The sequence below is a fragment of the Parabacteroides sp. HGS0025 genome (assembly GCF_000969845.1).
Taxonomy (GTDB): Bacteria; Bacteroidota; Bacteroidia; order Bacteroidales; family Tannerellaceae; genus Parabacteroides; species Parabacteroides gordonii.
In genome coordinates, this window is sequence record NZ_KQ033904.1 from 1 (window position 1) to 21,908 (window position 21,908).

Here is a 21,908-nt window from a genome sequence, read left to right on the forward strand (position 1 = left end):
TTATAGTTGATAAACATTCATGCTTTCACTTTATTTAGCAAATACATATATACATATTCACTACTAAGCATATAAATGTAATATAGCGAATAAGTATAGTAGTATCTATTGAGATACAACACTTTAAGTATCTATAATATTAACTATCGGGATATTTAAAGACATTGCCTTCATGTATGTGTAGAATGTTCCGCCTTTATGTTCTCCGTTATAATAGGCAATTACACCACATGAGTTATTAACCATATAATCGTTTCTACGAAGTAAACACCCCTTGTAATATTGTTCACTGAGTATAATAATCCGGTCTGCATGTGATAGTAGATAATTATACTTTGCTTTCTGCTTGTCACTCCACTTTTCAGATTGATTACGAAATGGAACGACAGCAGTCAGATGAATGTATGGCAAGCGTGATTTTAAGGAAAGAACCATGTCAGCCACCATCATATCAAAACCTAACGCCATTCCACAGATACAATTGTGAATGCCTCTTTTGTAATGCTCGATGATTGCAGCTTGCAATGACTGTTTCAATTCATTCTGTTTATCCATAGAGATAAAGCGATGTCCTGTAAAGGCTACTGAATGAGCCTTGTCGAATAATATTTTTTCCATTTCCAATTATAGTTTATATGTAGTTTTAGCCAATGCGAAGAAGCCTAAGAACTGCGCACCATATTGTTCAAGCTTATTTGATAGAGCGGCACCACTTGCTCCGGACGTAAGGAGGTCATCAAATAGACAAAACCTTGCCTTATTGAAAAAGTCCTTGTCTATCTCCAGACTTTCCACGTTATCAGCCGCATTCTTTCTTTGCTTACGATGCTTGTGTATTTCCGGACGTTCACTTACCACTCTTACATGGTCATAGGCATTTATAGCCCCACTGAGTTCACATACTCTCTTACTGAAATTCTTATACCTGATTTCGTTCTTCTCTTTTGACGATGCAGGAACACAAACGAACACAATACCGGAAATATCATCCCCATACTTGTTTATTAGTTCGTCAGCCGTTTTCTGTGCGACATATTCGGTATTCTCACCACTTTTGAAACTCCATACGAGCTTTCTTACATTCTCTCCATCCAACCCTACATTTTTAATTCTGCATGGATAGTAAGATGCGAAACAAGTAACGACCTTGCCCCAAAACCTTCTTCTGACTTCATCAACCTTTGCCATAACTTTGAAATATTTAGTTTCAATTCCCTATGTTTAATCAGCTTCTGCTGCAAGGGAAATTTTTCGGCCACGCAAAGGAAGTGCAGCCCATAAAGCAAATATGGAGATGTAAATACGCTCCCATTTCTGGGAGGAAGATTTGCAAACAATGAGGTCTCAAGATTTGCTGTTGGACGGCTGCACTTTATACCTTTGCAGAAAAATGTTCTTGGCGGCAGGATGAATTACAACGTAATTAGTATAAGTGGCAGACTAATCAGGTATAAAGACAATTATAAAAGTATTGGGCGGGTGTAGCGTTTAGCGGAATAGATAGTTCAAACAAAAAGCAATGTGGCAGTAATGCATACACATTGGAAACAAGCGAAGAGCGATACTATCGCCGTGAGCTTTCCAACGTGCATAAATGCAGGCCTTATTGCGTTTGAACTTTTGGCAACATTCTTCGAAAGAATTGAGATGTATATCGCCTAACTATTTCGCCATTAAGCTACAGGTGTGGGACGTGTCTATAAATAAAGGAGTTTATACAATTATAAGAGGAAATGGTTAAGACTTCCATACATAGAAGTCAATCTAAGATGAAGCATTTGGCTATATATAAGCAAGGGGCTTGATGTTATACCTACTTATTTAAAACAGAAATTCCCGACTGCTTTGTTGCAATCGGGAAATATGTGTTTGGGCAATCGATTTTACTAATGAAAATCAGTAACGTCACAAATATCGAGTTTTTGTTTCTGACTTTAACAAGTAAATCAAGTTCATAAATTCTCCAGATAGTTGAGCGTCAAGAAACAATGATATAGACTGTCCCTTCTGAATGATTTTGACATAAACAATAAACTAAACCTATTGGCAGACTTAAATATGCGCTTATTTAATTCCGCCAACGGGTGACAAGTGTGAGGTTAGAGAGTGCAGACGGAATACCCTAATTTTAGAGGCACGAGAAAATTTGTGGAAGGCTGCCGGCAAACCCTCCGACCGAAAACATAAGTGATACTTGACGTTCTTCCTGTTCGTAGTATTTTTGCACGAATAAAACGACTTCTACCAAGATGCTCAAACTGGTAACAAGAATGTTTTTCGCAATCTACTTTGGAAAAACGACACGTCTCTTGCATTTAAAATCATCAATTCAAGCTTAAACTTAGGAGTAAATTAATGCAAATTGATACATATCTAAGGATAATAGTGTATAACACAATTATTTGTATTATATTTGTATGTATTATACAAGAATAAATGTCAAGCATATTAACACTTAGACATGGAAGGATTCGATAAATTGACAGATAAAGAAATTGTTAATGGAATAATTCATAACAATCCAGAAATAATAGAGTACTTTTTCTTTGAGAAGTGCTCTGGTCTTTTACTATACATTGTCGATTCTGTTTTTGGCGGAAAGATTGATAAACGAGAAGTCCTTAATGAGTTGTTTTCGTATTTAGTAACTGACAATTGGAAAAAACTCAGAAGTTTTAATTTTCAAAGTACCCTTTTGACTTGGTTAAGCGTTGTCTCAATACGCTTTTTTATAAAGAAACGAGATTCTCTGATAGAAAACGAATCTTCTGAGGCTCTAATAAAAGAAAGCCGACCGGAGTTCATCTCTCAGTTTTCCTGTATTGATAGGTTGAATTTGGAATTAGCGTTGAACAAAATGCCAAATCCCCGATACCGTAAAGCAATTATTCTCCTTGATATGCAAGACAAAGAATATGAAGAAGTGGCAGTGGAATTAGGGGTAAATGTATCAAATTTGTACAACCTTCATAGGCGGGCTTTAGCACAACTAAAGGTCATTTTAACAAATTAGCGTATGGAAGATAATCTTTTAGCATCTTATTTCGATGAGAAACTTACACCTTTGGAGTCTATAGTGTATAAAGATAGGTTTCAATTGATAAAGAATAGTGAACTTGGCAACATAATGAATGATATAAAGGAAATAAGAACTTGTATAGAAACGGTGAAACCAATAGAAATTCCAGCTTGTCAAGAGTATTTATTAGATCTTCATAAATGGAGAGAACTTAAAGGAAATCCTGATGATAACCCATTAAAAATTGTATGATTGAAAGTCTTATCACATCATCCCTGATTTATAATAATCATCCTGTCAGTGATTTAAACAAAAAACATAAGGAGCAATATCTTCAAGGACTTGGGGACATGTTATCTCATTTGGCAAAACAAAATCAAACAGCAAGATTTTGTTATGATTATATGTGCGAAGCTCTTTTGGGAAATAAATTCCCCGAAGGTTGGGCATGCTCCAATAAAATGAGAAATGCTCGAAAAGCCCAATCATTATGTAGAGAAGGATTAAGTTTTTTCCGTATGAATGAACCATTTTGGTGGGATTTCTATCACATCGCCAATCTTACTGGTATACTCACAAATGATTCTGAGGAAATAATCAAGGAAGCCATAACTCCAGCATCAAAGAAGAAACATTATATCGCATGTGATTTCTTTTTAAATGGTATTATTCCAAACAATACTCAATCAGAGTTTATCAGAAATCAGATAATCGATCAGCAATTCAACTCTCAACCTAAAAAAAGAATTCTTATTGTTGGCACAATGAGTGCCGGAAAGTCGACTATTATCAACACTCTTGTTGGTCATCGAATTGCCAAAGTTAAATCCACGGCATGTACATCGACTTTATGGTATTTATATAATCGTCCCATAGATGATGGAGTGTATTACTCTGATGGAGTTTATATAGAAAAAACGCAAGAAGTAGATTTATCGCAAACTGATAAGCATTTAATCTCTATCAAATTCTCTGGAACTCTTTCCGAAAGTCCACTCGTTCTAATAGATACCCCCGGACTTAATTATGCATACGATGAGACACATCGAATAATTACAGAATCTGCAATCAAGAATGGTACTTATGATTCTATTATTTGTGTAATCAATGCGCCATATATAGAGAATGAAGATGAAGCCTTCATGATAAATAAGGTTTTATCAATACCTAAGAAAAAAAAGATATTTATTTTGAATCAGCTTGATAGATTCGACCCTGAAGACGACTCTATAGAAATGATTATGAAACGATTCAAAGCCTCTCTAAAAAAAAGAGAAACAGATGCATTGGTCGTTCCGATATCAGCAAAGATGGCATGGCTTCTCAAAAAAGAGTGTTTTGAAAGCCTTACTCCTTTAGAGAAGGTGGAGTTAAAACAGTTCAAAGCACAAATGTCTACTACCTTTTTTGATATGGGAATGTATGGTACTGGTGTCTGTTCTGCTGATGAGGATTTCTTTGCTCGTTCCGGTTTGTCTAATTTAGAATCAATAATTGTTAGTCAATGAAACAAATAAAAATAAAATACAATCCCTATCTACTGAGTACAGAAATTCTCATAGATGGTAAAAAGCCCAAAGCCAATAGCAAGTTGAATTTTGGGAAACTTAGGATACAAGAGTGGTCATCTCGTCTGCCCGAAATACTCATTGAAGAATGTAGTGACCGAAACTATGAAATTGAGTTTATTGGCACAGAGACTGATTATAATGATTTGAAGTGTTCAATTGAGTCTTTCGGTCAGATTTCTTGTAACTTACTTCCTAAGTTCCAACAAAGTGTAAGCGATGTTGAAATTGAGGTAGACAAATTGTTTGATGAAATAAAAAAAGGACCAGTTGAACAGCTTCGTGACAAATCAATTTTAAATGCTTTTGAAAAAGCTAAAAATCAAGAATTTGAAATTAACGTAGTTGCCACTATGAGTTCTGGCAAGTCTACATTAATTAATGCCCTTCTTGATAAAAAATTGATGCCTGTTGCAAATATGGCAACTACTGCTACTATTGTTCGCATAATTGATACTGACCAAGATAATTTTGCAGCTATCGCATACGATTCAAAAGGTAACAAACTTAAAGAAGATCCCAACATTGTGTACCGAACCATGCGCGAATGGAATACGGACACCTCTATTTCTGCAATAGACATATATGGAAGAATCCCTTGCGTAGATAGTGTAGGTATGAGACTTGTTCTTGTTGACACTCCGGGACCTAATAACTCTCAGGATGCAAATCACCGTCACATGACGTACAAAATGCTTGAGGACTCGGATAAATCTCTCGTTTTATTCGTAATGAACGGGCGTCAGCTTAATGTTGATGATCAAAAGAACTTTATGGATTACGTATGTGAATGTATGGATAAAGGAGGTAAACAGTCTCGCGAGAGATACATTTTTGCCATTAATCAAATGGACAGTTTCAATCCAGAAGATGAAAATCCGGAAGATGCTTTGAAATCAGCTCGTGAAGTTCTAGAAGACTACCACATTCTCTCCCCTAATCTTTTTCCTGTCTCTGCACTTGCTGCGCTTGAATGCAGAAATAAGCCAGCTATTCCCAAAGTACTTCCTGTTTTTGGTCCCCTTGTTCAGGAATATCCTGAAATGCGATTCGACACATACTATTCCTATAATAATCTTCCTGTGTCTGCTAAACATGATATAGACAGTATGCTTGAGAAACTTTCCCCAGAAGAAGCTGTAGAAATCCACAGCGGTATAGTCTCTATTGAAGCAGCGATTGGCCTTTACATTGACAAATATGCCCGTGCACTGAAAGTAAAAGACCTTGTAGACTCATTTAATAACCGTTTAAATGAACTCCGTACAGTGGCATCCCTGCAAGAAAATATTCGCAAAAACAAAGAACTCAAAGTTAAGCTTGACCAAAAGATTGCAGATATTCAAAATCGTATCGAATCAGGAAAGTCCGCTCAAACATTGTCTCGTCTTATTGACAAAGAAGATCTCTCTAGTAATGTCAAAGACGACATCGATGATTACGTTGATGTAACTAAAACAAAAATAGAAAAGATCATTTTCCGTTTTAACAACAGCGATAAAGTTAAGAAAACGGAAGCCTTGTATAAAATCAAAGATGTTGAAAAAGAAAGCCTAGAAATCCTTAATCAATTAGATTCAAGAATTTCTACTATACTTGAATGTGGTTTTAAGACACTTTATAAGACAATTCTTGATGAATATAAAGGTCATTTGACTGATTTAGGTATTACCGCAAGTAATCAAGAGCTGTTCCTTCATCCTTTGGATTTTGTCGCTGAAGAACTTGATGATCTAAATCGATTGATGGACCAAAATAGCACCACAGTTGATGAAGGGCATAACGAAGAAAGAACTCGTACCGTCCGTGGAAAAAGAAAAACTAACTGGCTTTTTGCCCCATGGACTTGGGGCTCTGAACGGTATGAAACCCGTGAAGAATCTTATACTGTTCACATACCAAACAATATTGAATATGTGAATATGTCTAAAGTCATAGCAGATTATCTAGAGCCTTTACAGGAGCAACTCAGAGATGCAAAATCCGCAGCATATTCTCATGCCCAGTCAGAATCAAATAGGATTAAAAAACATCTTAAAGACTATCTTATTGAGATAGACAATGTGCTCTGCAAAAAGCTTGAAGAACTCAAGCTAAGTACTGAATCCTCCAATAGAACTCAGGCTGAAATAAATCGCCAAGTTTCCAACCTTAAATGGATGGAGGAAATTATTGAACGAGTTAATAAATTAATTTATTTCTAAATTAGTAAGACATGAAAGAACATTTCATAAAAGCAGTTGAAGACGGTAACGTGGGTAAAGTACGCATAGCCCTGTCAAACGAGCTTCTTCTTGATCCTCGTGGAAAAACATTCGCTGAAATGCTGATTTATGCAAAAGAAAAATTACCCAATCTCTTTGAAGAGAATAAAGAAGCTAATTATAATGTTCCTCCAAAGGAAGACTGGAATGAAGCCTTTCTATTTAAGGTTAAGAATGATCTTGACTCAAATTTTTCTGTTGAAAAACTTGCATTTTATCAAGCTGTTATAGAAGTTGTTGGTAAAGAAAAAGCGGAAACGTTGGAAAAGGAAGAACAACAATCTTCATCTAAACCAGCATCTGATACTATGCTAGTAACACGAAAAAAAAGTAAAGTAAAACCTACCTCTATTACAGTAACTACTGGTGGCGCTATTTTGACAGCTGCTGGCATTTGCTTTGGGAAAACACTACTTACGATCTTCGGTGGTACTGTTCTAATTGGAGGTGTTCTTCTAATTCTTAATGATATACGCAAATGAGTACGATTCACGATAAATTCAAGAAACGCCCAAGCGAAACGGTATTCACTCCAACGTCCAATATATCTGAGGATTCAGTTTTCTCTCACGAAAATGTGGCAGAACCGATTTCTATTAATTCTACAAATCCAACGGAAGCTAGTGAATACCCCTCTAAACATGAACTTTATTCGTCAAATGTAGCGGAAATTGAAGAATACCTCAGAACTGCAGGTAATGCTATGGCTATGGTAGACGATGTTGTGCTTAAAGAATATCTAACGCAACTTACAAATCTAAAGGTTCTTCCTTTTTCTGAAAAAGAAATTGGTAAAGGCATTATTCTTTTTAAAATCAAGAAGATGGTATATGAAAAAGATGAATTTGTTACCGAAAAATTCATCAGTGCCATTAGTGCTATGACCTATGCTGATTGTTCTATTTTCTTAATAGTAGATGGTTTTGTAGATCACACTGATTTCTATCTTGGTGTTCGGAACAATGATGAAAAAAAAGGGGATCGTTCTGTCGCCGAAACTTTCCGCTCCTCATTACAGGGGCAATTTCCAGGAATTATGCTGGAGGATTGTTCTATCGTGGAACAAGGTGAGAATTTCTCTGACCAAGAACGTCTTCTTCATAAATTACATAAAGCTACTTCTGTTAGTTCTTGCGTTGGTGTGCCTTCTTTTAAAGACGAAAATGGCACATATAACAACTCAAATTATGTCCAAGGCATTGAGAAATTAGCAATGGCTATGCAGGGACGGAGATATACCTCTATTATCTTGGCGGCTAACCTTACATCGGCAACTATATCTGAAATGAGGACTCAATATGAAACACTCTATACACAACTTTCAGCAGTAGCCACACAGCAATTAACGTATAGTACCAACGAATCATTAGCAAACGCAATCAGCCGAAGTAAAGGCTATAGCAATGGTGTAACTGATACTCATACCGAAGGCTCTTCTCACACTAAGAGCACTAATCATTCCAATTCGACTAATGAAAGTGTTTCGAATAAAAGTACACTTGCTAAAGCGTCAAGTATTATTGGTGGTGCTTTAGCAGCGGCTGGAGGTTTTGCTTTAATAGCAACAGGTATAGGAATCCCAGCCGGATTAGCTTTTGCCGGCGTTGGTGTTGGCTCTGGATTAGCTGCTGCAGGAGCAGCAGGTAAGACCACTACAAAGGGGACCACTGATACATATGGAGATAGTAAAAGTGACTCGACCAATGTAAACGATGCTCATGCTATTTCTCATATTGAGAATTTTAATGAAACAAATGGACGTACCGCAACAATACAGAGTGGAAAGAATTTTACTTTGACACTTCATAATAAGCATGTTGAAGAGTTGCAAAAAAGAATAGATAAGCAACTTGATAGGATTGCAATGTCGGAAAGTACTGGCTTATGGTCAACCTCTGCTTATTTCTTCTCATTTGACAATGATGTTGCATCGGCTGAAACTGGAGCATCAATATTCAAATCCATTATGCAAGGAGAAGAATCAGGAGTAGAATCCTCAGCTGTAAATACATGGTGTGGAGATGACAACTGTGGCAATTCTTATGCACTCCAGCAGTTGGCAAATTCTATTTGCAGTTTTCGTCATCCGCTTTTTGAGTATTCCAAGGATGAAATTAATATAACTTTTCCTGTGGAAAATTCATCTCTTGTCAACAGCAAGGAACTATCGATGATGTTAAGTTTACCTCGCAAATCAGTTCCCGGATTACCAGTAGTAGAACATGTTTCACTTGCTAAAGAAGTTGTAAGACATTATGGCAAAGAGATAAAACGTATTCTTCCGTTAGGAATTATATTTGACCAAGGTATTGAACGAATCAAGAATGAAGTTAATCTTGATGCTAAAAGTTTGACTCAACATATCTTCGTAACAGGTTCAACTGGATGTGGCAAAAGTGAAACCGTTTATAAACTGATTCACGAAGCCAAAAGAGCTGGAGCCAAATTTCTTATTATAGAGCCAGCAAAGGGAGAATATAAAGATGTGTTTGGCAATGTCAACATATTAGGGACAAATCCTATGTTAACTCCACTCTTTCGCATCAATCCTTTCCGCTTTCCAGAAGGTATTCATGTCCTCGAACATATAGACCGACTTACCGAAATATTCAATGTTTGTTGGCCTATGTATGCAGCGATGCCTGCCGTTCTCAAAAAAGCGATACTAAAATCTTACGAAAATTGCGGCTGGGACTTGTATCATTCTACCAACAGGTATTCAGACAATAATGATTTATTCCCGTCATTCGATGACCTTCTTGTTGAACTAGAGAAAGCCATTAATTCATCGGCCTATTCCGAGGAGGTGAAGGGCAACTATATAGGTTCTTTGGTTACCCGAGTTGAATCGTTAACAAATGGTATCAATGGGGAAATTTTCTCAGTCAAAGAACTTTCAGATGCTTTTCTATTTGATGATAATACTATTATTGACTTAAGTCGGATAGGATCGCAGGAAACAAAAGCGCTGATTATGGGTATTCTCATTATGAGGCTAAATGAATACAGAATGGTGTCTGCGAAAGATGCAAACTCTAATCTCAAACATATTACTGTACTTGAAGAAGCCCACAATATCCTCAAAAGGACTTCCACAGAGCAATCTATGGAAGGCTCTAATGTAATGGGAAAATCTGTTGAAATGATAACTAATGCCATCGCTGAAATGCGAACTTACGGTGAAGGTTTCATTATTGTAGATCAATCTCCAACTTCGGTTGATCCTGCAGCGATTAAAAATACCAATACTAAAATTATCATGCGCCTTCCTGATGGTGATGACCGTAGAATTTCCGGTAAAGCTGCTGCTATGAAGGATTATCAGATTGATGAAATAGCTAAACTTCCCACAGGAGTGGCTGTAGTTTATCAAAATGATTGGGTAAGTCCAGTTTTGTGTAAAGTTAAGCAATATGACGGTGAAAGAATAAAGTATGTTCAAAAGGAAGATTCTACTGATTACTTTGATAATGAAAATGCTTTATCACAGGTAATAAACTTTTTAATAAGAGGAAGAGTTCTTGCTTCAGAAAGAATTGAATTGATTGATGATCTCAAGAGTGTTGTGAAGACAATGCGACTTTCTAATCAAATGCGACTTACTCTTATTAATCTCATAAGCGGATACCAGAAGACATCCTCAATTACGCTTTGGAAAGATGAAAAATTTCCAGAACTGGCAAAAATTATCACACAACTTCTCGGTCTTAAGTCTGATGTGGAAAAAGCCGCAGCAGAAGCAAAAGACTTCAATAATCTCAACAACCAGTTAGATGTTCTTATCAAAAGTAAGGTTGATACTACCGAAAGTATAAACTTCAATCTTAGGCAATGTCTTATGGAAGATTGGGGAGAAGGAAACCCAACTCGTCGCCATATTGCTAATGTTTGGGAAAATGAGTTTCGTTCAATTTTAAAAAAGTAATAGTATGTCGTTAACTCCTGGACATTTTTTCTCATCATTTAATTCTGATATTAGAAATTACTAGTGATGCAATAAATTGCACCTGATTACACTTAAGTTATTATATATAAATACATTACAAGCGTTCTTTGATTTTTTGATTTGAAATGAGTGGATAATTTTGTGGTCTTAAAACCATGAAATTATGAATTTAGGCAAGTATATATTCTCGCAGGTTGTTGAATTTATCCCTAAATATGAGTTTGACAAACTAGTCAAGCTGTATAACGGAGACTTCCATGCTAGAAATTTGAGTTGTTACAACCAACTACTTCATCTCTTATTTGGCCAATTAACCGTTTGCAATTCATTGCGCGATATTTGCTTGTGCCTGAAAGCACACGAAAAAAGCCTCTATCACCTTGGATTTCGTCAAACGGTAAATGAATCTTCACTATCTCGTGCAAATGAGAGACGCGACTATCGCATTTATGAGGGATTAGGACACGTGCTTATTGATATTGTGCGTCCAATGTATTCAAGAGAACCAGTCTTAGGACTGTTTCTACCTGATTACGATATATTCGCATTGGATTCTACTACAATATCTTGTAGTATAAAGTTACTCACATGGGCTTTAGGCAAGTATTCTAAAGGTGCAGTCAAGATGCATACGCTTCTTGATTTGCGAGGTAGCATTCCTACTTTCATTCATATTACCCATGGCAAATGGCATGACAGCAATGCACTTGACATTATGGAACCAATACCATTTGCTATTTATGCGATGGATAAAGCCTATGTTGATTTTGCTGCTCTATTCCGTATGGATCAATGCAATGCCTATTTTGTCACTAGAGCGAAAGATAATATGCAGTTTGATATTCTTGAGAAGAATTACAATTTGGACGAGACGATAGGGCTTAGAGGCGATTATCTCATCAAACTTACAGGTTATAAATCTAGTCGTTTATATCCTCAAAGTCTCAGAATGGTAGAATACTACGATTCTGAAAATGATGAAGAACTTAGGTTTATTACCAATCATGTTGAAATCAGCGCCTTGGAAGTCGCTAATATCTATCGAAATCGGTGGCAAATCGAGGTGTTCTTCAAATGGATAAAACAAAATCTAACAGTCAAGACTTTGTGGGGATATACAGAGAACGCGGTCAAAACTCACTTATGGATGGCAATATGTACCTATCTTGTAGTTGCAAGAATTAAGGCGACATATAAAAGCCCATATACGATTACCGAGTGCGCCACATTACTCAGCGTTTCCGCACTAGAAAAAACAGACATGAAGGAGTTGCTAACTCTTGCTGAACCACTCAATCAAAACAAAAATGTCAAAGAACTCAATTTATTTGATTTTTAATTAAAATATTAACGCATCAGTACTAATTAGAAATAAAGAATTATGGAGTGGTGATTTATTCTGTTTAAAAGAACAAGCCACCTCCCCAGAGACTCGGGATTTCGGTATATCAAATTGTGTGAAAGCCGCCAAAGAAGTCTTTTCTCCTGAAATAATTAGAGATTGGGATTCTCTTTCATCCAAATCAAAAACTATGATGATTCAAGAATATGCAAATCAAGTAGCTAAAGCTTTTGAATTAAAGATTTACGGAGGCGTATTCTTTGAGGAAATGCAATCTTGTATATTAGGATATAATAATGGTGACGGCAGTATATATTTGAATGACAATTATATCAAAGACAATAGGATTTCTCCTATCGAACTTATAGACACCATCACTCATGAATTACGTCATCAATATCAGTATGAAACTATAAAGGGATTACACAGAGTTCCTGAAGACGTGCAAAAAGAATGGCAAACAGGACATGAAGAGTATACTCTAGGTGCACCATATGTGTATGATCCATGGGGATATATCTATAATCCTCTTGAGATTGATGCTAATTATGCAGGAAGTACTGTAATTCGAGAAATTAACAAAGATATGATAAATGGGAATTGGGCATAATATGAATTATACAGAGATAAAAACAGCATTGCTCAACGATGGGTACAAGGATACTCCTGAATTGGATAAAACAATCAGAAGACTTCTCTTTCTCGATGGTGAAGCTAAAGAAATGCTCCATGCTTGGATTAGTTATGGAATTTTTCCTTCTTTTATTTATCAAGGGATTGATAGTAATACTCTCCATATTAGTCTCGGAATGAAAGCACCAGCTATTATCTTAGCTTTTTATATGCTCCAAATTTAGCCGAAATCAAAAGAGTTATACCTGAGGCTTTTGAAAAGAAATATAGAATATAAACTACAAATTAATAGATAAATATATGGTAGATTTTCTAAATCCTGAAAGTGCAAAGCAGATGGCTGATCAGCTTTCCAATTTATGGAAACAGGCTGAGAAAATAGCACCGTCAGATATTAAAACATCCTTTGCCCCAATTGATCAACCGATTAACTCACTTGGGGAAAATACATTTTGCAACAGACTCCCTCGTACTGGTGAATGGTCAGGAGAGACAGGAAATTCTGATTGGTATCCTGATAGAGTAGATATTCCAACTAAAGCTAATGAAGAAGGGCAAACTTGGGGCGATATTTTGGATAAGCATGGAATTGATGGTATTCCATTCAAAGATGGAGAACCAGATTTTTCAGAAGTATCAAAAGGTACTGTTGAAATAGATGATTTCTCAACTAGAAGATTTGGTGCAGGCGGAAACTTTGATCAAGCTGACCAAAAATTAGCAGAACAAAGGGGTTGTACAGTAGAAGAAGTACAACAATGGAGAGCAGACAATGACTACACATGGCATGAGAAACAAGACTGCAAAACGATGGAAAAGGTTCCTCGTGAAATACATCATAATGTTCCACATACAGGAGGTATTTCCGTATTAAAAAGTAAACAATCTGAAACAAAATAATCATGGAAGATAAAGTATTTGGTAATCTGACATTCAACCACGGTTGGATCAAAAAAGAAGCTATTTCTCTTTGGGGTAAAAATTATAATCTTGACATCAGAACTTCAAGTTATCCCAATCAGGAACCTAATGAAAAGCAAAGAGAAGCCTACAAATGTTTCAAGAGTTCCATTTCTGCTATCGACGAGGAAACTCAAGTAAAACTGGCACAGTTTATATCTGATGACCCAGATTCAGAAATTTCCGGAAGCCTTGAATGGGTAATGAACGAATTTCCCGAACATGTTCAACCAGAGGAAATTCTCTTTTTTCAAGACGGAAGTTATGCTATAGAATGCTGTACTGATTGGAATGAAGATGGGATTTCTATTCTTATCAATAATAAAGAGGTCATGATTGGATATAGTGACGAGTTACTTGACCGAAAGATTTAAGTTTATACGATGATATAATTAATTAGCAAGCTTATTTATTACTATTATTATGTATTCAAATGATTCAATCACATTATCTTGTTCATAAAGCGTTTGGCGGAAAGACAAAAGGTAATGTGATTGACCCATTATAACATTGGCATGCAGAAACTTCGTTGCATAATAGAACGTATCACGTACCAGAATTTCCAAAACGAGTACTCGGTCATAAAGGTCAAAGTAAAAGGTTACAATGACCTTTTGACACTTGCGGGAAACCTGTTGGAAGTACCTGCAGCCAGTGTTTTATTATGTGAAGGTGACTGGAAGGTGGATATTGTTTAATAAGTAGATTATGAAACACTCTGAATTTAAGGCTATAGCCAGACAGCATCAAATAGATTTCAAGGTCAATGACCCGGAGATTAACATTGCTGCTGATAGATTCCCAATCCGTACTATTCGGAAGAATGGCAAGGAATATAAGATTGAGGTAAGGAGTTCCTTAACTTGGAAGGACTGCCGTGATGAGAATAACCTCTATCGAATTTTCTTTAGCGGATTCCGAAAAGAGATAACAGAAGAAGTAAACAAAGAAGCCTCTTTGACAAAAGGGCAAATGGTTACAAATCTTTTGCGTAGCGAACACATCCCATACAACGTATTCTTTCCTTTGCGATATGACTTGGATGGAACAGCCCGACTGTTCAATTGTATTCTCGGAGAAGAGCGAATCGCTGCCATCAGCAAGATAAATATTGAGTATAACCCGAAAGGTCTTGTCGATGGCACATCCTTTGACGTTTATATCGAATACATTCCAAAGGGAGCAAATCTCAATGAAAAAGGCGGTATTGGCATTGAAGTAAAATATACGGAAAAGGAATATCCCATCAAACGTGGCACAAAGGAATGGGAAGAAACACACAACGCTTCCGGTATTCATCTTGCCGGCAATTACAGTAACCCAAGTAATGCTTGCGGCTGGTTCAAACCGGAGTTTATAGCAGATGTCCCCTTTGAAGACAAGGAGAGAATGGTGCCCCATGTAGTAGCCAACCGTTATCGCCAGATATGGCGCAACCATATTCTTGGCGCATCCATGGTACTTGGATTGAGTGAAAAACCAGATGATAAACTTTCTGAGTTTACAAGCCTCACGGTTTACCCAAGAGACAACGGGCATTTCTCGGAAGTCTGGAACGAATATGAATCCAAACTAACACCGGACGGATTGAAAACATTCAAGCACATCACATACGAAGAACTGTTCCCTTTGATGCAGAAGTGTCTGAGTGAAATCGAAATTCCCCATCTCAACGAGTGGATGGATTACCTTAACAGACGATATATCATAAGATGAAAATCTTGCATCTTTCAGATACTCATAGTTGCCATCATCGGCTATATGACCTTCCCGAAGCGGACATTCTGGTTCATTCGGGCGATTTCACCATGGCAGGAAGCGAGAATGAAGCCCTTGACTTCTTGAATTGGTTTTGCGACCTCCTATATCCGCACAAGATATTCATTTGTGGCAACCATGATGAATGTCTGTATGAAGCTAACATCAATGGTCTTGATAACAATGTCCATTACCTATGCAATTCCGGGATAGAAATTGAAGGTTTGAAGTTCTACGGTGTGCCTATGTTTATGAGTGACTGCATCAGTGACCGACAAAGCCGGAACTATGCCGGAATTCCGCTCGATACAGATGTATTGATAACACATAGCCCTGCATACGGTATATTGGATTTTGACGATAATATCAACTACGGTTCGGAAGAATTGTTGCAACGGATAAGACAGGTTCACCCACGGCTACACCTGTTTGGGCATATCCATATACAGCATGGAATTACCCATAATAACGCTATCACGTTTTCCAATGGTGCCATTATGAACGTAGATTATTCTCAACTCAATGATGCTAATCTGATAGAGATATAACTCCCAAAATACTCCAAGTAACTCCGACCTACGCCTCTCGGCGAAAGTCGGAGTGTGACAGATATAAAAGAAATTTATGCTGACGCCCTTGCCTCCAAGAAGCGGTGAGCATTATCATTGACTAATTTGACAATCCGGTCGTGGTATTCTGTATTGGAATTTATTGCTGTCCGATGAAACTTTTTAAGCTGAAATAATAAAGGGCTGTTTCCATTTTGTGGATTCAGCCCTTTATGGTTATTTTGTAAGTTACCACACCAACAACATAACCATGGGTAAAAGTACACATTTTAGCGGACAGCCGCTCTATAGTCAAGTCATAAATCTGCTTGATCGTAGTAAAATTCTTCAAATTAGCCAGCAGCATGATGGTGAGCGCTACGTCAAGAGCTTTAACTGCTGGTCTCACCTAGTAGTGATGCTCTATGCAGTCATTATGCGTTTTGACTCCTTACGAGAGATATCCACCTCTATGTTAGCCGAGGCTCGCAAACTAGTTCATTTGCGTCTAGTCACTATGCCCCGAAGAAGTACGCTGGCTGACGCCAATAAAAGACGTCCTGAAGCCATCTTTGAGGAGATATATCGCTCTTTATATACTACTTACCACTCTCGACTTTGCTCGGACAGCCGAAGCCGTAAGACCCCTAAGTGGATGAAGCGGCTACAGATTATAGATTCAACCACCATTTCCTTGTTCTCTAATCTGATATTCAAAGGTGTAGGTCGTCATCCTAAAATAGGCAAGAAGAAAGGGGGAATAAAGGTTCACACGGTCATACATGCCAACGAAGGCATACCTTCTGATATTAAATTTACATCTGCAGCAACAAACGACTCTTTTATGCTTCGTCCAGGCAGGCTATCTAAGGGTGATATTGTAGCCATGGATCGTGCCTATATCAATTATGAGAAGTTTGAAGAATTAACTCAAAGAGGTGTTATTTATTACTATGGATATAAATTACACGCTATTTGCGGTTTAAGTGGAGTTATCCATTCCTTTGACCTGACAAAAGCAAGTGTTCACGATATCAATTATCTTAAAAATATCAAATATGAATATCATGACTGCAGCATTCTCGGAGATAGAGGATATATTAGTAAGAATGTGCAACTGGATTTGTTTGAGACTGCAAATATAAGACTTGAAGTTCCATATAGACTGAACCAAAAGGACTGGAGTCCTACATTCATCCCATTTGCTAAAGCCAGGAAAAGAATCGAAACGGATTTCTCACAACTATGCGATCAGTTCATGATAGTGAGAAATTATGCTAAAGATACAGTAGGATTGTTTACCAGAATACTAGGGAAAATAAGTGCATTTACAATCCTTCAATATATAAACCACATTAACAACAAACCTATTGGCAGACTTAAATATGCGCTTATTTAATTCCGCCAACGGGTAGGTTGTTATATATATGTATGTTTCTAATCAGATAGGGAAACATATTCAATTTCGTAAACCATGATGCGTTCATCAAGCTCATGTTTGGAGATTATTCCTTGAATATCATCAAAGATATTTGGCTTTTCTCCTATCAAGTCGTTGATAACAGAAGCCAAATCGTCAAAACTGTCAAAATAGTCCATATCAAGTTCTGTATCATCCAATATATAGCGGTCTGTAAAGAAACGACCCTCTGTATCATTTCCTTCAAAAATTCCCATAGCCAGTTCTTCAGCGATATAGAAAACCTCTATACCAAATTTTTCTTCTATCAGCTTAAATACCCCGTTCATGGGAACCCAAGCCGTTTCTGTCTGAATTTGGAAAAAAGCAGTATCATCATCGCAGTTTCTTACCTTTTCGTCAATGTAAGATATTATACCTCGGCAGTAGATGTCATCCCTTTCCGGGTCTAACTCCAAAATCTCCTTTACTACATATCCCAACCAAGGCATAGGAAGATACGTACCTTTCCTATCGGCATGTTCACTTCTGTCAGCATGGAAAATCTTCTCAAACTTTGAGAATAATTGATTTATCATTCCCTTATTTCCATAGAGCTTATACTCTGAAATACACGCATTTGCCATCACATATAATTTAAAAGTTAATACTAATGAGGTTTATCTGATCCTCTTATTATGCTGCCGTATTTGGTTCGCCGAAAATTTCTTCAAGCCAAGGGTTCATGCATGTTTTTTTGACCAAAGGGAAATTAAAAAAACATACAAGGTTCATTGGTGGGAATTTGGCGGACATACCTTTGCGGCAGAAATAAGAGGCAGATAAAACCTGTATTGGCTACGTATTAGTGTGGCAATACTGTAGTTCTGTGCGGAGAACAATTATAAAAGTATAACTATAAAAGAGATGTGAGAATACACAAAAAGAGCGATCCGAAGACCGCTCCTTATGAGAGATAAGAAAGGTGTTTAGCCTTTCTTTCCCTGTTCAATCTCTTCGGCAGGATAGAACTTTGTTACTACCCAATTAATACGGTTACGTTCTTTACCATCTTCACCTGTCCAAGTTTCAGGTTTCAGATATCCTTGACAGGTAATGAGTGTCCCTTTCTTCAAAATGTCGAAGGAAGACTTGGCTTCGTTCTTGCGCCATGCCTCTAAGTTTACAAATGCAGAGGTGTACTGGACCTTACCCTCTTTATCCTTTTCACCATGGCTGACAGCTAAACTGAATCTGGCAACGCTGGCATTTTGAAACTCACGGATTGTAGCATCCTGACCAATAAATCCACTCACGCAAAAACTGTTCTCGATCTTTTTCATCTTCATTTATTTTTAGAAGTTCAACATATTTTTTTTAACGATGCCATCAAAGAGTGCAGAGAGAGGGATGCAACAAGAGAAGAAGCTCCTATACTCGTTTTTCTGTTGGCGGTCTGGAGAAAAAAGGAAGATAGAGCAAACAGAGCCTATTGTTCAAGATTGTAAAATCGACCCGTAGCAACCAGCGGTTGTGCTGTACTCTAATTTTGCATCAGGTAAAAACAATTGGGGCTTCGTCAAAAATATCATGATGAGAAAGTAGAAATCAAAACAATTCAGGAGTGGATAGATGCAGGATGCAATCTCGAAGTTCATACAGCATTGCTTCAATTTGGCATTAATGGTAGGAATACCAGATAAAGAGTGCTACACAGAATTATGGATTAAAACTATGCAGCAACAAGAACAAATGTATCTGTTTCGATAAAGAAAGAGCCAACAATTACAGCAGGTATCAAAATTGAAAATTAAGAAGATGGTAAGACAAACGATAATGGGAAGGAAGTTCCAGTCAAGAGAAAATCAGAACTAAAACAAAGACAACGTTACCTTTATGTTCGTAAGCAGTGGGCATCTGATTTACTGTAAAAAGCCACAAAAACACAGATTGTTCATAAATATATGAAAAACGTATTACGCATTTCAATAAAACAGTATAACTTTGCTGCCAGAAAAAACCATTCATCGTAATCTTATGGCTGAACAAGATAAAAAAGGGACTAGAGGAGGTCGTAGAGAAGGCTCCGGTCGTAAAAAAGGAACAAGCAGGCAATATAACTTCCGTGCCGATAAGGAAGTAGCTACCTATATAGATAGCCACTTAAATAAAACGGATTTCATTAAAGATTGCATTGTCAAACAAATGCAGTCAGATAAGTCTTTGCCTGATGAAGAGACCTTATCTTCATTGGGTCAAGTCACAGCAGCATCAAAAGTGAGACCTATGTCGCTTCCTTTCTTTGATGTAAAGATTGTAGCAGGATTCCCAATTCCATTGAATAACGATGAGATGGCACAAGATATTGAATTGCTGCGTATGCTTTGTCCGAACCCGGATTCTTCATATTTGATACGAGTTCAAGGTTTATCCATGATTGAAGCCGGTGTTCATGATGGTGATATTCTTATTGTCGATAAAAGCCAACGCAATCCGACAGAGAAACAGATAGCTGTATGCGAACTAAATGGAGAGTATACAGTAAAACTGGTTCAACAAAGAAATGGCAAACGATGGTTGGTACCTGCTAATTCAGATTTTCCAATGATGGAAATTAAAGAAGGTGATTCATTCAGTGTTTGGGGAGTGGTAACATTCATCATCCACAAGCCAAACATCTAATCCTAATTACAACATCTAAGTAGTAACATTTTCACATTATTACTATTGTTAGGATATACATAAATACGTATTATAGCAATAAAGTATTGTAGTATCAACTAATTATCAATATGATAGCTTTAATAGACGCAAATGCATTTTTCTGTTCTGTAGAAAAAGTTTTTCATCCAGGTCTGGATGGAAAGCCGGTTTGCGTCACCGGGTCAAATGATGGTATTATCGTTGCACTTACTCCTGAGGCAAAAGCTGTAGGTCTGCATCGAGGAGACCCTGTATTCAAGGTACGTGATATCGTTGAGCACAACAATGTGACTATATTTTCCACTAATATGTACCTATATGCTGCAATGTCAAGACGTATCAACAGTATATTGCGGTCATGTGTTCAAAGAGTAGATCAGTATTCCATTGACGAAGCCTTCACATACCTTGATGGTTATGAAAAGTACTATAATATTGAGGAGTACATGCGAGACGTTGTCAATAAAATAAAATTATGGACAGACGTGCCGGTAAGTGTGGGTATTGCCCAAAGCAAGACACTGGCAAAAATGAGCAGTAAGTTCGCCAAGAATTATAAAGGTTATAATGGTGTCTGTATGATTGACACGGAAGCCAAACGCCGTAAAGCGTTAGAGTTATTTAACCTTTCCGATGTATGGGGAATCGGTCGACAGACATTTCAAAAGCTGAATTACTATGGCATTCATAGTGCGTTGGAATTGGCTGATAAAAAAGAAAGCTGGATTCGCTCACACTTCAACAAGGCAATGGTTCAGACTTGGATGGAACTAAACGGCATTCCTTGCATTGACACATCAGAGGTCAAGCAAAAACAGACTATCTGCACCAGTCGTAGTTTTGGAGACATGGTAACAGAGTTGGATTCATTGAAATCATCAGTTGCCAGCTTTGCCGCCAGTTGTGCCAATAAACTTCGTGGTCAGGATTCAGTATCAGGTAGCATCACAGTATTCATTTGCAGCAACAATTTCAGGACTGACCTTGAGCAGTATAGCAATGGCAGTACCTACACTTTTCTTACTCCTACATCAGACACGATTGAGATAACTAAAGCAGCAATGTCGTTATTGGAGGCTATATATAGAATCGGTATTCACTATAAAAAAGCAGGTGTAATATTGGGAGATATATGTACAGCACTTCCTATTCAGCAAAATTTGTTTGATGAGATAAAGAATCGGCCACAACGTCGTAAACTGATGAGTGTAGTTGACAACATCAACCAACGCTATGGACTGAAAAGCCTTTGTCTTGGTGTAGAAGGCTTAGAAAAACAATCCTGGCATGTAAAGAGTGACCATAGAAGTGGAAACTATCTTTCTGATATAAATGAGATTCTGACGATTAAGATATAATCATATCCTAATAAATGACATCTTTAATAACACTACAGTTAATCCATAAGATAGCTCAGATATATAAATCTTATTGCTATAGCTGTAAGTCTCATAAAAATAGAGTAATAGGGATAATTGATTTCGGAAGAAGTGAATATCATCATATTTTGTTGGCGTGCGCCAGATGGCACACGTTCACTTTATTCTTTCTTAATCCGATATATCTGACCTATATGCATATCTGGATGTGTATCAAAATTCCAATCCACTTCTTCATCATCAAGATTGGTATGAATATTACCACCCATAACTAAACCGCAATTTTCACCGACTAATCTTTTTGCTTCATTTCTATTATCGGCTTCAATTTCGAAGTATCCCTCAAAAACGAATTTTGTATTTACCTTGTATCTCATAACTAATTTTTT

The 21,908-nt window shown here is 37.1% G+C and carries 22 protein-coding genes; 17 read left to right on the plus strand and 5 right to left on the minus strand.

The genetic code is table 11. The features are described from left to right. Positions 1 to 123: 123 nt before the first annotated feature. Entirely contained in the window at positions 124 to 618 is a 495-nt protein-coding gene (locus tag HMPREF1212_RS22935; protein ID WP_046151451.1) for an SLOG family protein, read from the minus strand. 6 nt (positions 619 to 624) lie between these two features. Then, a complete protein-coding gene (locus HMPREF1212_RS22940) occupies positions 625 to 1,188 on the minus strand; it encodes a hypothetical protein (protein ID WP_046151321.1) in 564 nt (187 codons plus the stop codon). 1,273 nt (positions 1,189 to 2,461) lie between these two features. Between HMPREF1212_RS22940 and HMPREF1212_RS22945 the strand changes: the two genes are divergently transcribed. From HMPREF1212_RS22945 to HMPREF1212_RS27440, 15 genes are all read left to right on the plus strand, one after another. Beyond that, on the plus strand, positions 2,462 to 3,013 hold the full coding sequence (locus tag HMPREF1212_RS22945; protein WP_046151322.1) for an RNA polymerase sigma factor: 552 nt from the start codon (positions 2,462 to 2,464) through the stop codon (positions 3,011 to 3,013). 3 nt (positions 3,014 to 3,016) lie between these two features. Next, the gene (locus tag HMPREF1212_RS22950; protein ID WP_046151323.1) at positions 3,017 to 3,271 is read left to right on the plus strand and encodes a hypothetical protein; all 255 of its coding nucleotides are present in this window, start codon (positions 3,017 to 3,019) and stop codon (positions 3,269 to 3,271) included. Further along, the gene (locus HMPREF1212_RS22955) at positions 3,268 to 4,527 is read left to right on the plus strand and encodes a dynamin family protein (protein WP_046151324.1); all 1,260 of its coding nucleotides are present in this window, start codon (positions 3,268 to 3,270) and stop codon (positions 4,525 to 4,527) included. The genes HMPREF1212_RS22950 and HMPREF1212_RS22955 overlap by 4 nt, the downstream gene beginning before the upstream one ends. Next, positions 4,524 to 6,791 (plus strand): dynamin family protein, encoded by a 2,268-nt coding sequence (locus tag HMPREF1212_RS22960; protein WP_046151325.1) that lies wholly within the window; start codon positions 4,524 to 4,526, stop codon positions 6,789 to 6,791. The genes HMPREF1212_RS22955 and HMPREF1212_RS22960 overlap by 4 nt, the downstream gene beginning before the upstream one ends. 11 nt (positions 6,792 to 6,802) lie before the next feature. Then, the gene (locus tag HMPREF1212_RS22965) at positions 6,803 to 7,333 is read left to right on the plus strand and encodes a hypothetical protein (RefSeq protein ID WP_046151326.1); all 531 of its coding nucleotides are present in this window, start codon (positions 6,803 to 6,805) and stop codon (positions 7,331 to 7,333) included. Then, on the plus strand, positions 7,330 to 10,776 hold the full coding sequence (locus tag HMPREF1212_RS22970) for an ATP-binding protein (RefSeq protein WP_052725099.1): 3,447 nt from the start codon (positions 7,330 to 7,332) through the stop codon (positions 10,774 to 10,776). Before HMPREF1212_RS22965 ends, HMPREF1212_RS22970 begins: the two co-directional genes overlap by 4 nt. A 184-nt stretch (positions 10,777 to 10,960) precedes the next feature. Then, positions 10,961 to 12,136 (plus strand): IS4 family transposase, encoded by a 1,176-nt coding sequence (locus HMPREF1212_RS22975; RefSeq protein ID WP_046151327.1) that lies wholly within the window; start codon positions 10,961 to 10,963, stop codon positions 12,134 to 12,136. 118 nt (positions 12,137 to 12,254) lie between these two features. Continuing rightward, positions 12,255 to 12,749 carry a hypothetical protein gene (locus HMPREF1212_RS22980; RefSeq protein WP_157317119.1) on the plus strand — a complete coding sequence of 165 codons (495 nt, stop codon included), beginning with the start codon at positions 12,255 to 12,257 and terminating at the stop codon, positions 12,747 to 12,749. A gap of 1 nt (position 12,750) precedes the next feature. After that, complete coding sequence (locus HMPREF1212_RS22985) at positions 12,751 to 12,996, plus strand: hypothetical protein (protein WP_157317121.1); 246 nt, start codon at positions 12,751 to 12,753, stop codon at positions 12,994 to 12,996. Positions 12,997 to 13,072: 76 nt separating this feature from the next. Beyond that, entirely contained in the window at positions 13,073 to 13,672 is a 600-nt protein-coding gene (locus tag HMPREF1212_RS22990) for an HNH endonuclease (RefSeq protein WP_052725100.1), read from the plus strand. A gap of 2 nt (positions 13,673 to 13,674) precedes the next feature. Next, a complete protein-coding gene (locus tag HMPREF1212_RS22995; RefSeq protein WP_046151330.1) occupies positions 13,675 to 14,106 on the plus strand; it encodes a DUF6985 domain-containing protein in 432 nt (143 codons plus the stop codon). A 141-nt stretch (positions 14,107 to 14,247) separates the two neighbouring features. Continuing rightward, the gene (locus HMPREF1212_RS23000; RefSeq protein ID WP_046151331.1) at positions 14,248 to 14,430 is read left to right on the plus strand and encodes a YrrC family ATP-dependent DNA helicase; all 183 of its coding nucleotides are present in this window, start codon (positions 14,248 to 14,250) and stop codon (positions 14,428 to 14,430) included. A gap of 10 nt (positions 14,431 to 14,440) precedes the next feature. Beyond that, on the plus strand, positions 14,441 to 15,448 hold the full coding sequence (locus HMPREF1212_RS23005) for a PGN_0703 family putative restriction endonuclease (protein WP_046151332.1): 1,008 nt from the start codon (positions 14,441 to 14,443) through the stop codon (positions 15,446 to 15,448). Beyond that, entirely contained in the window at positions 15,445 to 16,038 is a 594-nt protein-coding gene (locus HMPREF1212_RS23010) for a metallophosphatase domain-containing protein (protein WP_046151333.1), read from the plus strand. The genes HMPREF1212_RS23005 and HMPREF1212_RS23010 overlap by 4 nt, the downstream gene beginning before the upstream one ends. A 271-nt stretch (positions 16,039 to 16,309) precedes the next feature. Further along, positions 16,310 to 17,437, plus strand: coding sequence for an IS982 family transposase (locus tag HMPREF1212_RS27440; protein WP_046151334.1), 1,128 nt, complete (start codon positions 16,310 to 16,312; stop codon positions 17,435 to 17,437). Between the two features lie 38 nt (positions 17,438 to 17,475). Here the strand turns inward: HMPREF1212_RS27440 and HMPREF1212_RS23020 are convergent, their stop codons facing one another. Both HMPREF1212_RS23020 and HMPREF1212_RS23025 read right to left on the minus strand, forming a co-directional pair. After that, positions 17,476 to 18,084 carry a hypothetical protein gene (locus tag HMPREF1212_RS23020; RefSeq protein WP_157317123.1) on the minus strand — a complete coding sequence of 203 codons (609 nt, stop codon included), beginning with the start codon at positions 18,082 to 18,084 and terminating at the stop codon, positions 17,476 to 17,478. A gap of 342 nt (positions 18,085 to 18,426) precedes the next feature. Beyond that, positions 18,427 to 18,780: a single-stranded DNA-binding protein gene (locus tag HMPREF1212_RS23025; protein ID WP_046151454.1), complete on the minus strand. Its 354-nt coding sequence runs from the start codon at positions 18,778 to 18,780 to the stop codon at positions 18,427 to 18,429. Positions 18,781 to 19,474: 694 nt separating this feature from the next. Here HMPREF1212_RS23025 and HMPREF1212_RS23030 point away from each other — a divergent pair. Next, entirely contained in the window at positions 19,475 to 20,119 is a 645-nt protein-coding gene (locus HMPREF1212_RS23030; RefSeq protein WP_046151336.1) for a LexA family protein, read from the plus strand. A 110-nt stretch (positions 20,120 to 20,229) separates the two neighbouring features. Then, positions 20,230 to 21,498: a Y-family DNA polymerase gene (locus tag HMPREF1212_RS23035; protein WP_046151337.1), complete on the plus strand. Its 1,269-nt coding sequence runs from the start codon at positions 20,230 to 20,232 to the stop codon at positions 21,496 to 21,498. 182 nt (positions 21,499 to 21,680) lie between these two features. On the opposite strand, the gene HMPREF1212_RS23040 is transcribed toward HMPREF1212_RS23035, so the two are convergent. Beyond that, complete coding sequence (locus HMPREF1212_RS23040) at positions 21,681 to 21,896, minus strand: hypothetical protein (protein WP_082099978.1); 216 nt, start codon at positions 21,894 to 21,896, stop codon at positions 21,681 to 21,683. Between the last annotated feature and the right edge of the window lie 12 nt (positions 21,897 to 21,908).

Excerpts from the sequence above, each read along its gene's own strand:
- HMPREF1212_RS22935 (WP_046151451.1), bottom strand. The coding sequence starts at position 618 with ATGGAAAAAATATTATTCGACAAGGCTCATTCAGTAGCCTTTACAGGA.
- HMPREF1212_RS22940 (WP_046151321.1), bottom strand. The coding sequence starts at position 1,188 with ATGGCAAAGGTTGATGAAGTCAGAAGAAGGTTTTGGGGCAAGGTCGTT.
- HMPREF1212_RS22945 (WP_046151322.1), top strand. The coding sequence starts at position 2,462 with ATGGAAGGATTCGATAAATTGACAGATAAAGAAATTGTTAATGGAATA.
- HMPREF1212_RS22950 (WP_046151323.1), top strand. The coding sequence starts at position 3,017 with ATGGAAGATAATCTTTTAGCATCTTATTTCGATGAGAAACTTACACCT.
- HMPREF1212_RS22955 (WP_046151324.1), top strand. The coding sequence starts at position 3,268 with ATGATTGAAAGTCTTATCACATCATCCCTGATTTATAATAATCATCCT.
- HMPREF1212_RS22960 (WP_046151325.1), top strand. The coding sequence starts at position 4,524 with ATGAAACAAATAAAAATAAAATACAATCCCTATCTACTGAGTACAGAA.
- HMPREF1212_RS22965 (WP_046151326.1), top strand. The coding sequence starts at position 6,803 with ATGAAAGAACATTTCATAAAAGCAGTTGAAGACGGTAACGTGGGTAAA.
- HMPREF1212_RS22970 (WP_052725099.1), top strand. The coding sequence starts at position 7,330 with ATGAGTACGATTCACGATAAATTCAAGAAACGCCCAAGCGAAACGGTA.
- HMPREF1212_RS22975 (WP_046151327.1), top strand. The coding sequence starts at position 10,961 with ATGAATTTAGGCAAGTATATATTCTCGCAGGTTGTTGAATTTATCCCT.
- HMPREF1212_RS22985 (WP_157317121.1), top strand. The coding sequence starts at position 12,751 with ATGAATTATACAGAGATAAAAACAGCATTGCTCAACGATGGGTACAAG.
- HMPREF1212_RS22990 (WP_052725100.1), top strand. The coding sequence starts at position 13,073 with ATGGTAGATTTTCTAAATCCTGAAAGTGCAAAGCAGATGGCTGATCAG.
- HMPREF1212_RS22995 (WP_046151330.1), top strand. The coding sequence starts at position 13,675 with ATGGAAGATAAAGTATTTGGTAATCTGACATTCAACCACGGTTGGATC.
- HMPREF1212_RS23000 (WP_046151331.1), top strand. The coding sequence starts at position 14,248 with ATGCAGAAACTTCGTTGCATAATAGAACGTATCACGTACCAGAATTTC.
- HMPREF1212_RS23005 (WP_046151332.1), top strand. The coding sequence starts at position 14,441 with ATGAAACACTCTGAATTTAAGGCTATAGCCAGACAGCATCAAATAGAT.
- HMPREF1212_RS23010 (WP_046151333.1), top strand. The coding sequence starts at position 15,445 with ATGAAAATCTTGCATCTTTCAGATACTCATAGTTGCCATCATCGGCTA.
- HMPREF1212_RS27440 (WP_046151334.1), top strand. The coding sequence starts at position 16,310 with ATGGGTAAAAGTACACATTTTAGCGGACAGCCGCTCTATAGTCAAGTC.
- HMPREF1212_RS23020 (WP_157317123.1), bottom strand. The coding sequence starts at position 18,084 with ATGGCAAATGCGTGTATTTCAGAGTATAAGCTCTATGGAAATAAGGGA.
- HMPREF1212_RS23025 (WP_046151454.1), bottom strand. The coding sequence starts at position 18,780 with ATGAAAAAGATCGAGAACAGTTTTTGCGTGAGTGGATTTATTGGTCAG.
- HMPREF1212_RS23030 (WP_046151336.1), top strand. The coding sequence starts at position 19,475 with ATGGCTGAACAAGATAAAAAAGGGACTAGAGGAGGTCGTAGAGAAGGC.
- HMPREF1212_RS23035 (WP_046151337.1), top strand. The coding sequence starts at position 20,230 with ATGATAGCTTTAATAGACGCAAATGCATTTTTCTGTTCTGTAGAAAAA.
- HMPREF1212_RS23040 (WP_082099978.1), bottom strand. The coding sequence starts at position 21,896 with ATGAGATACAAGGTAAATACAAAATTCGTTTTTGAGGGATACTTCGAA.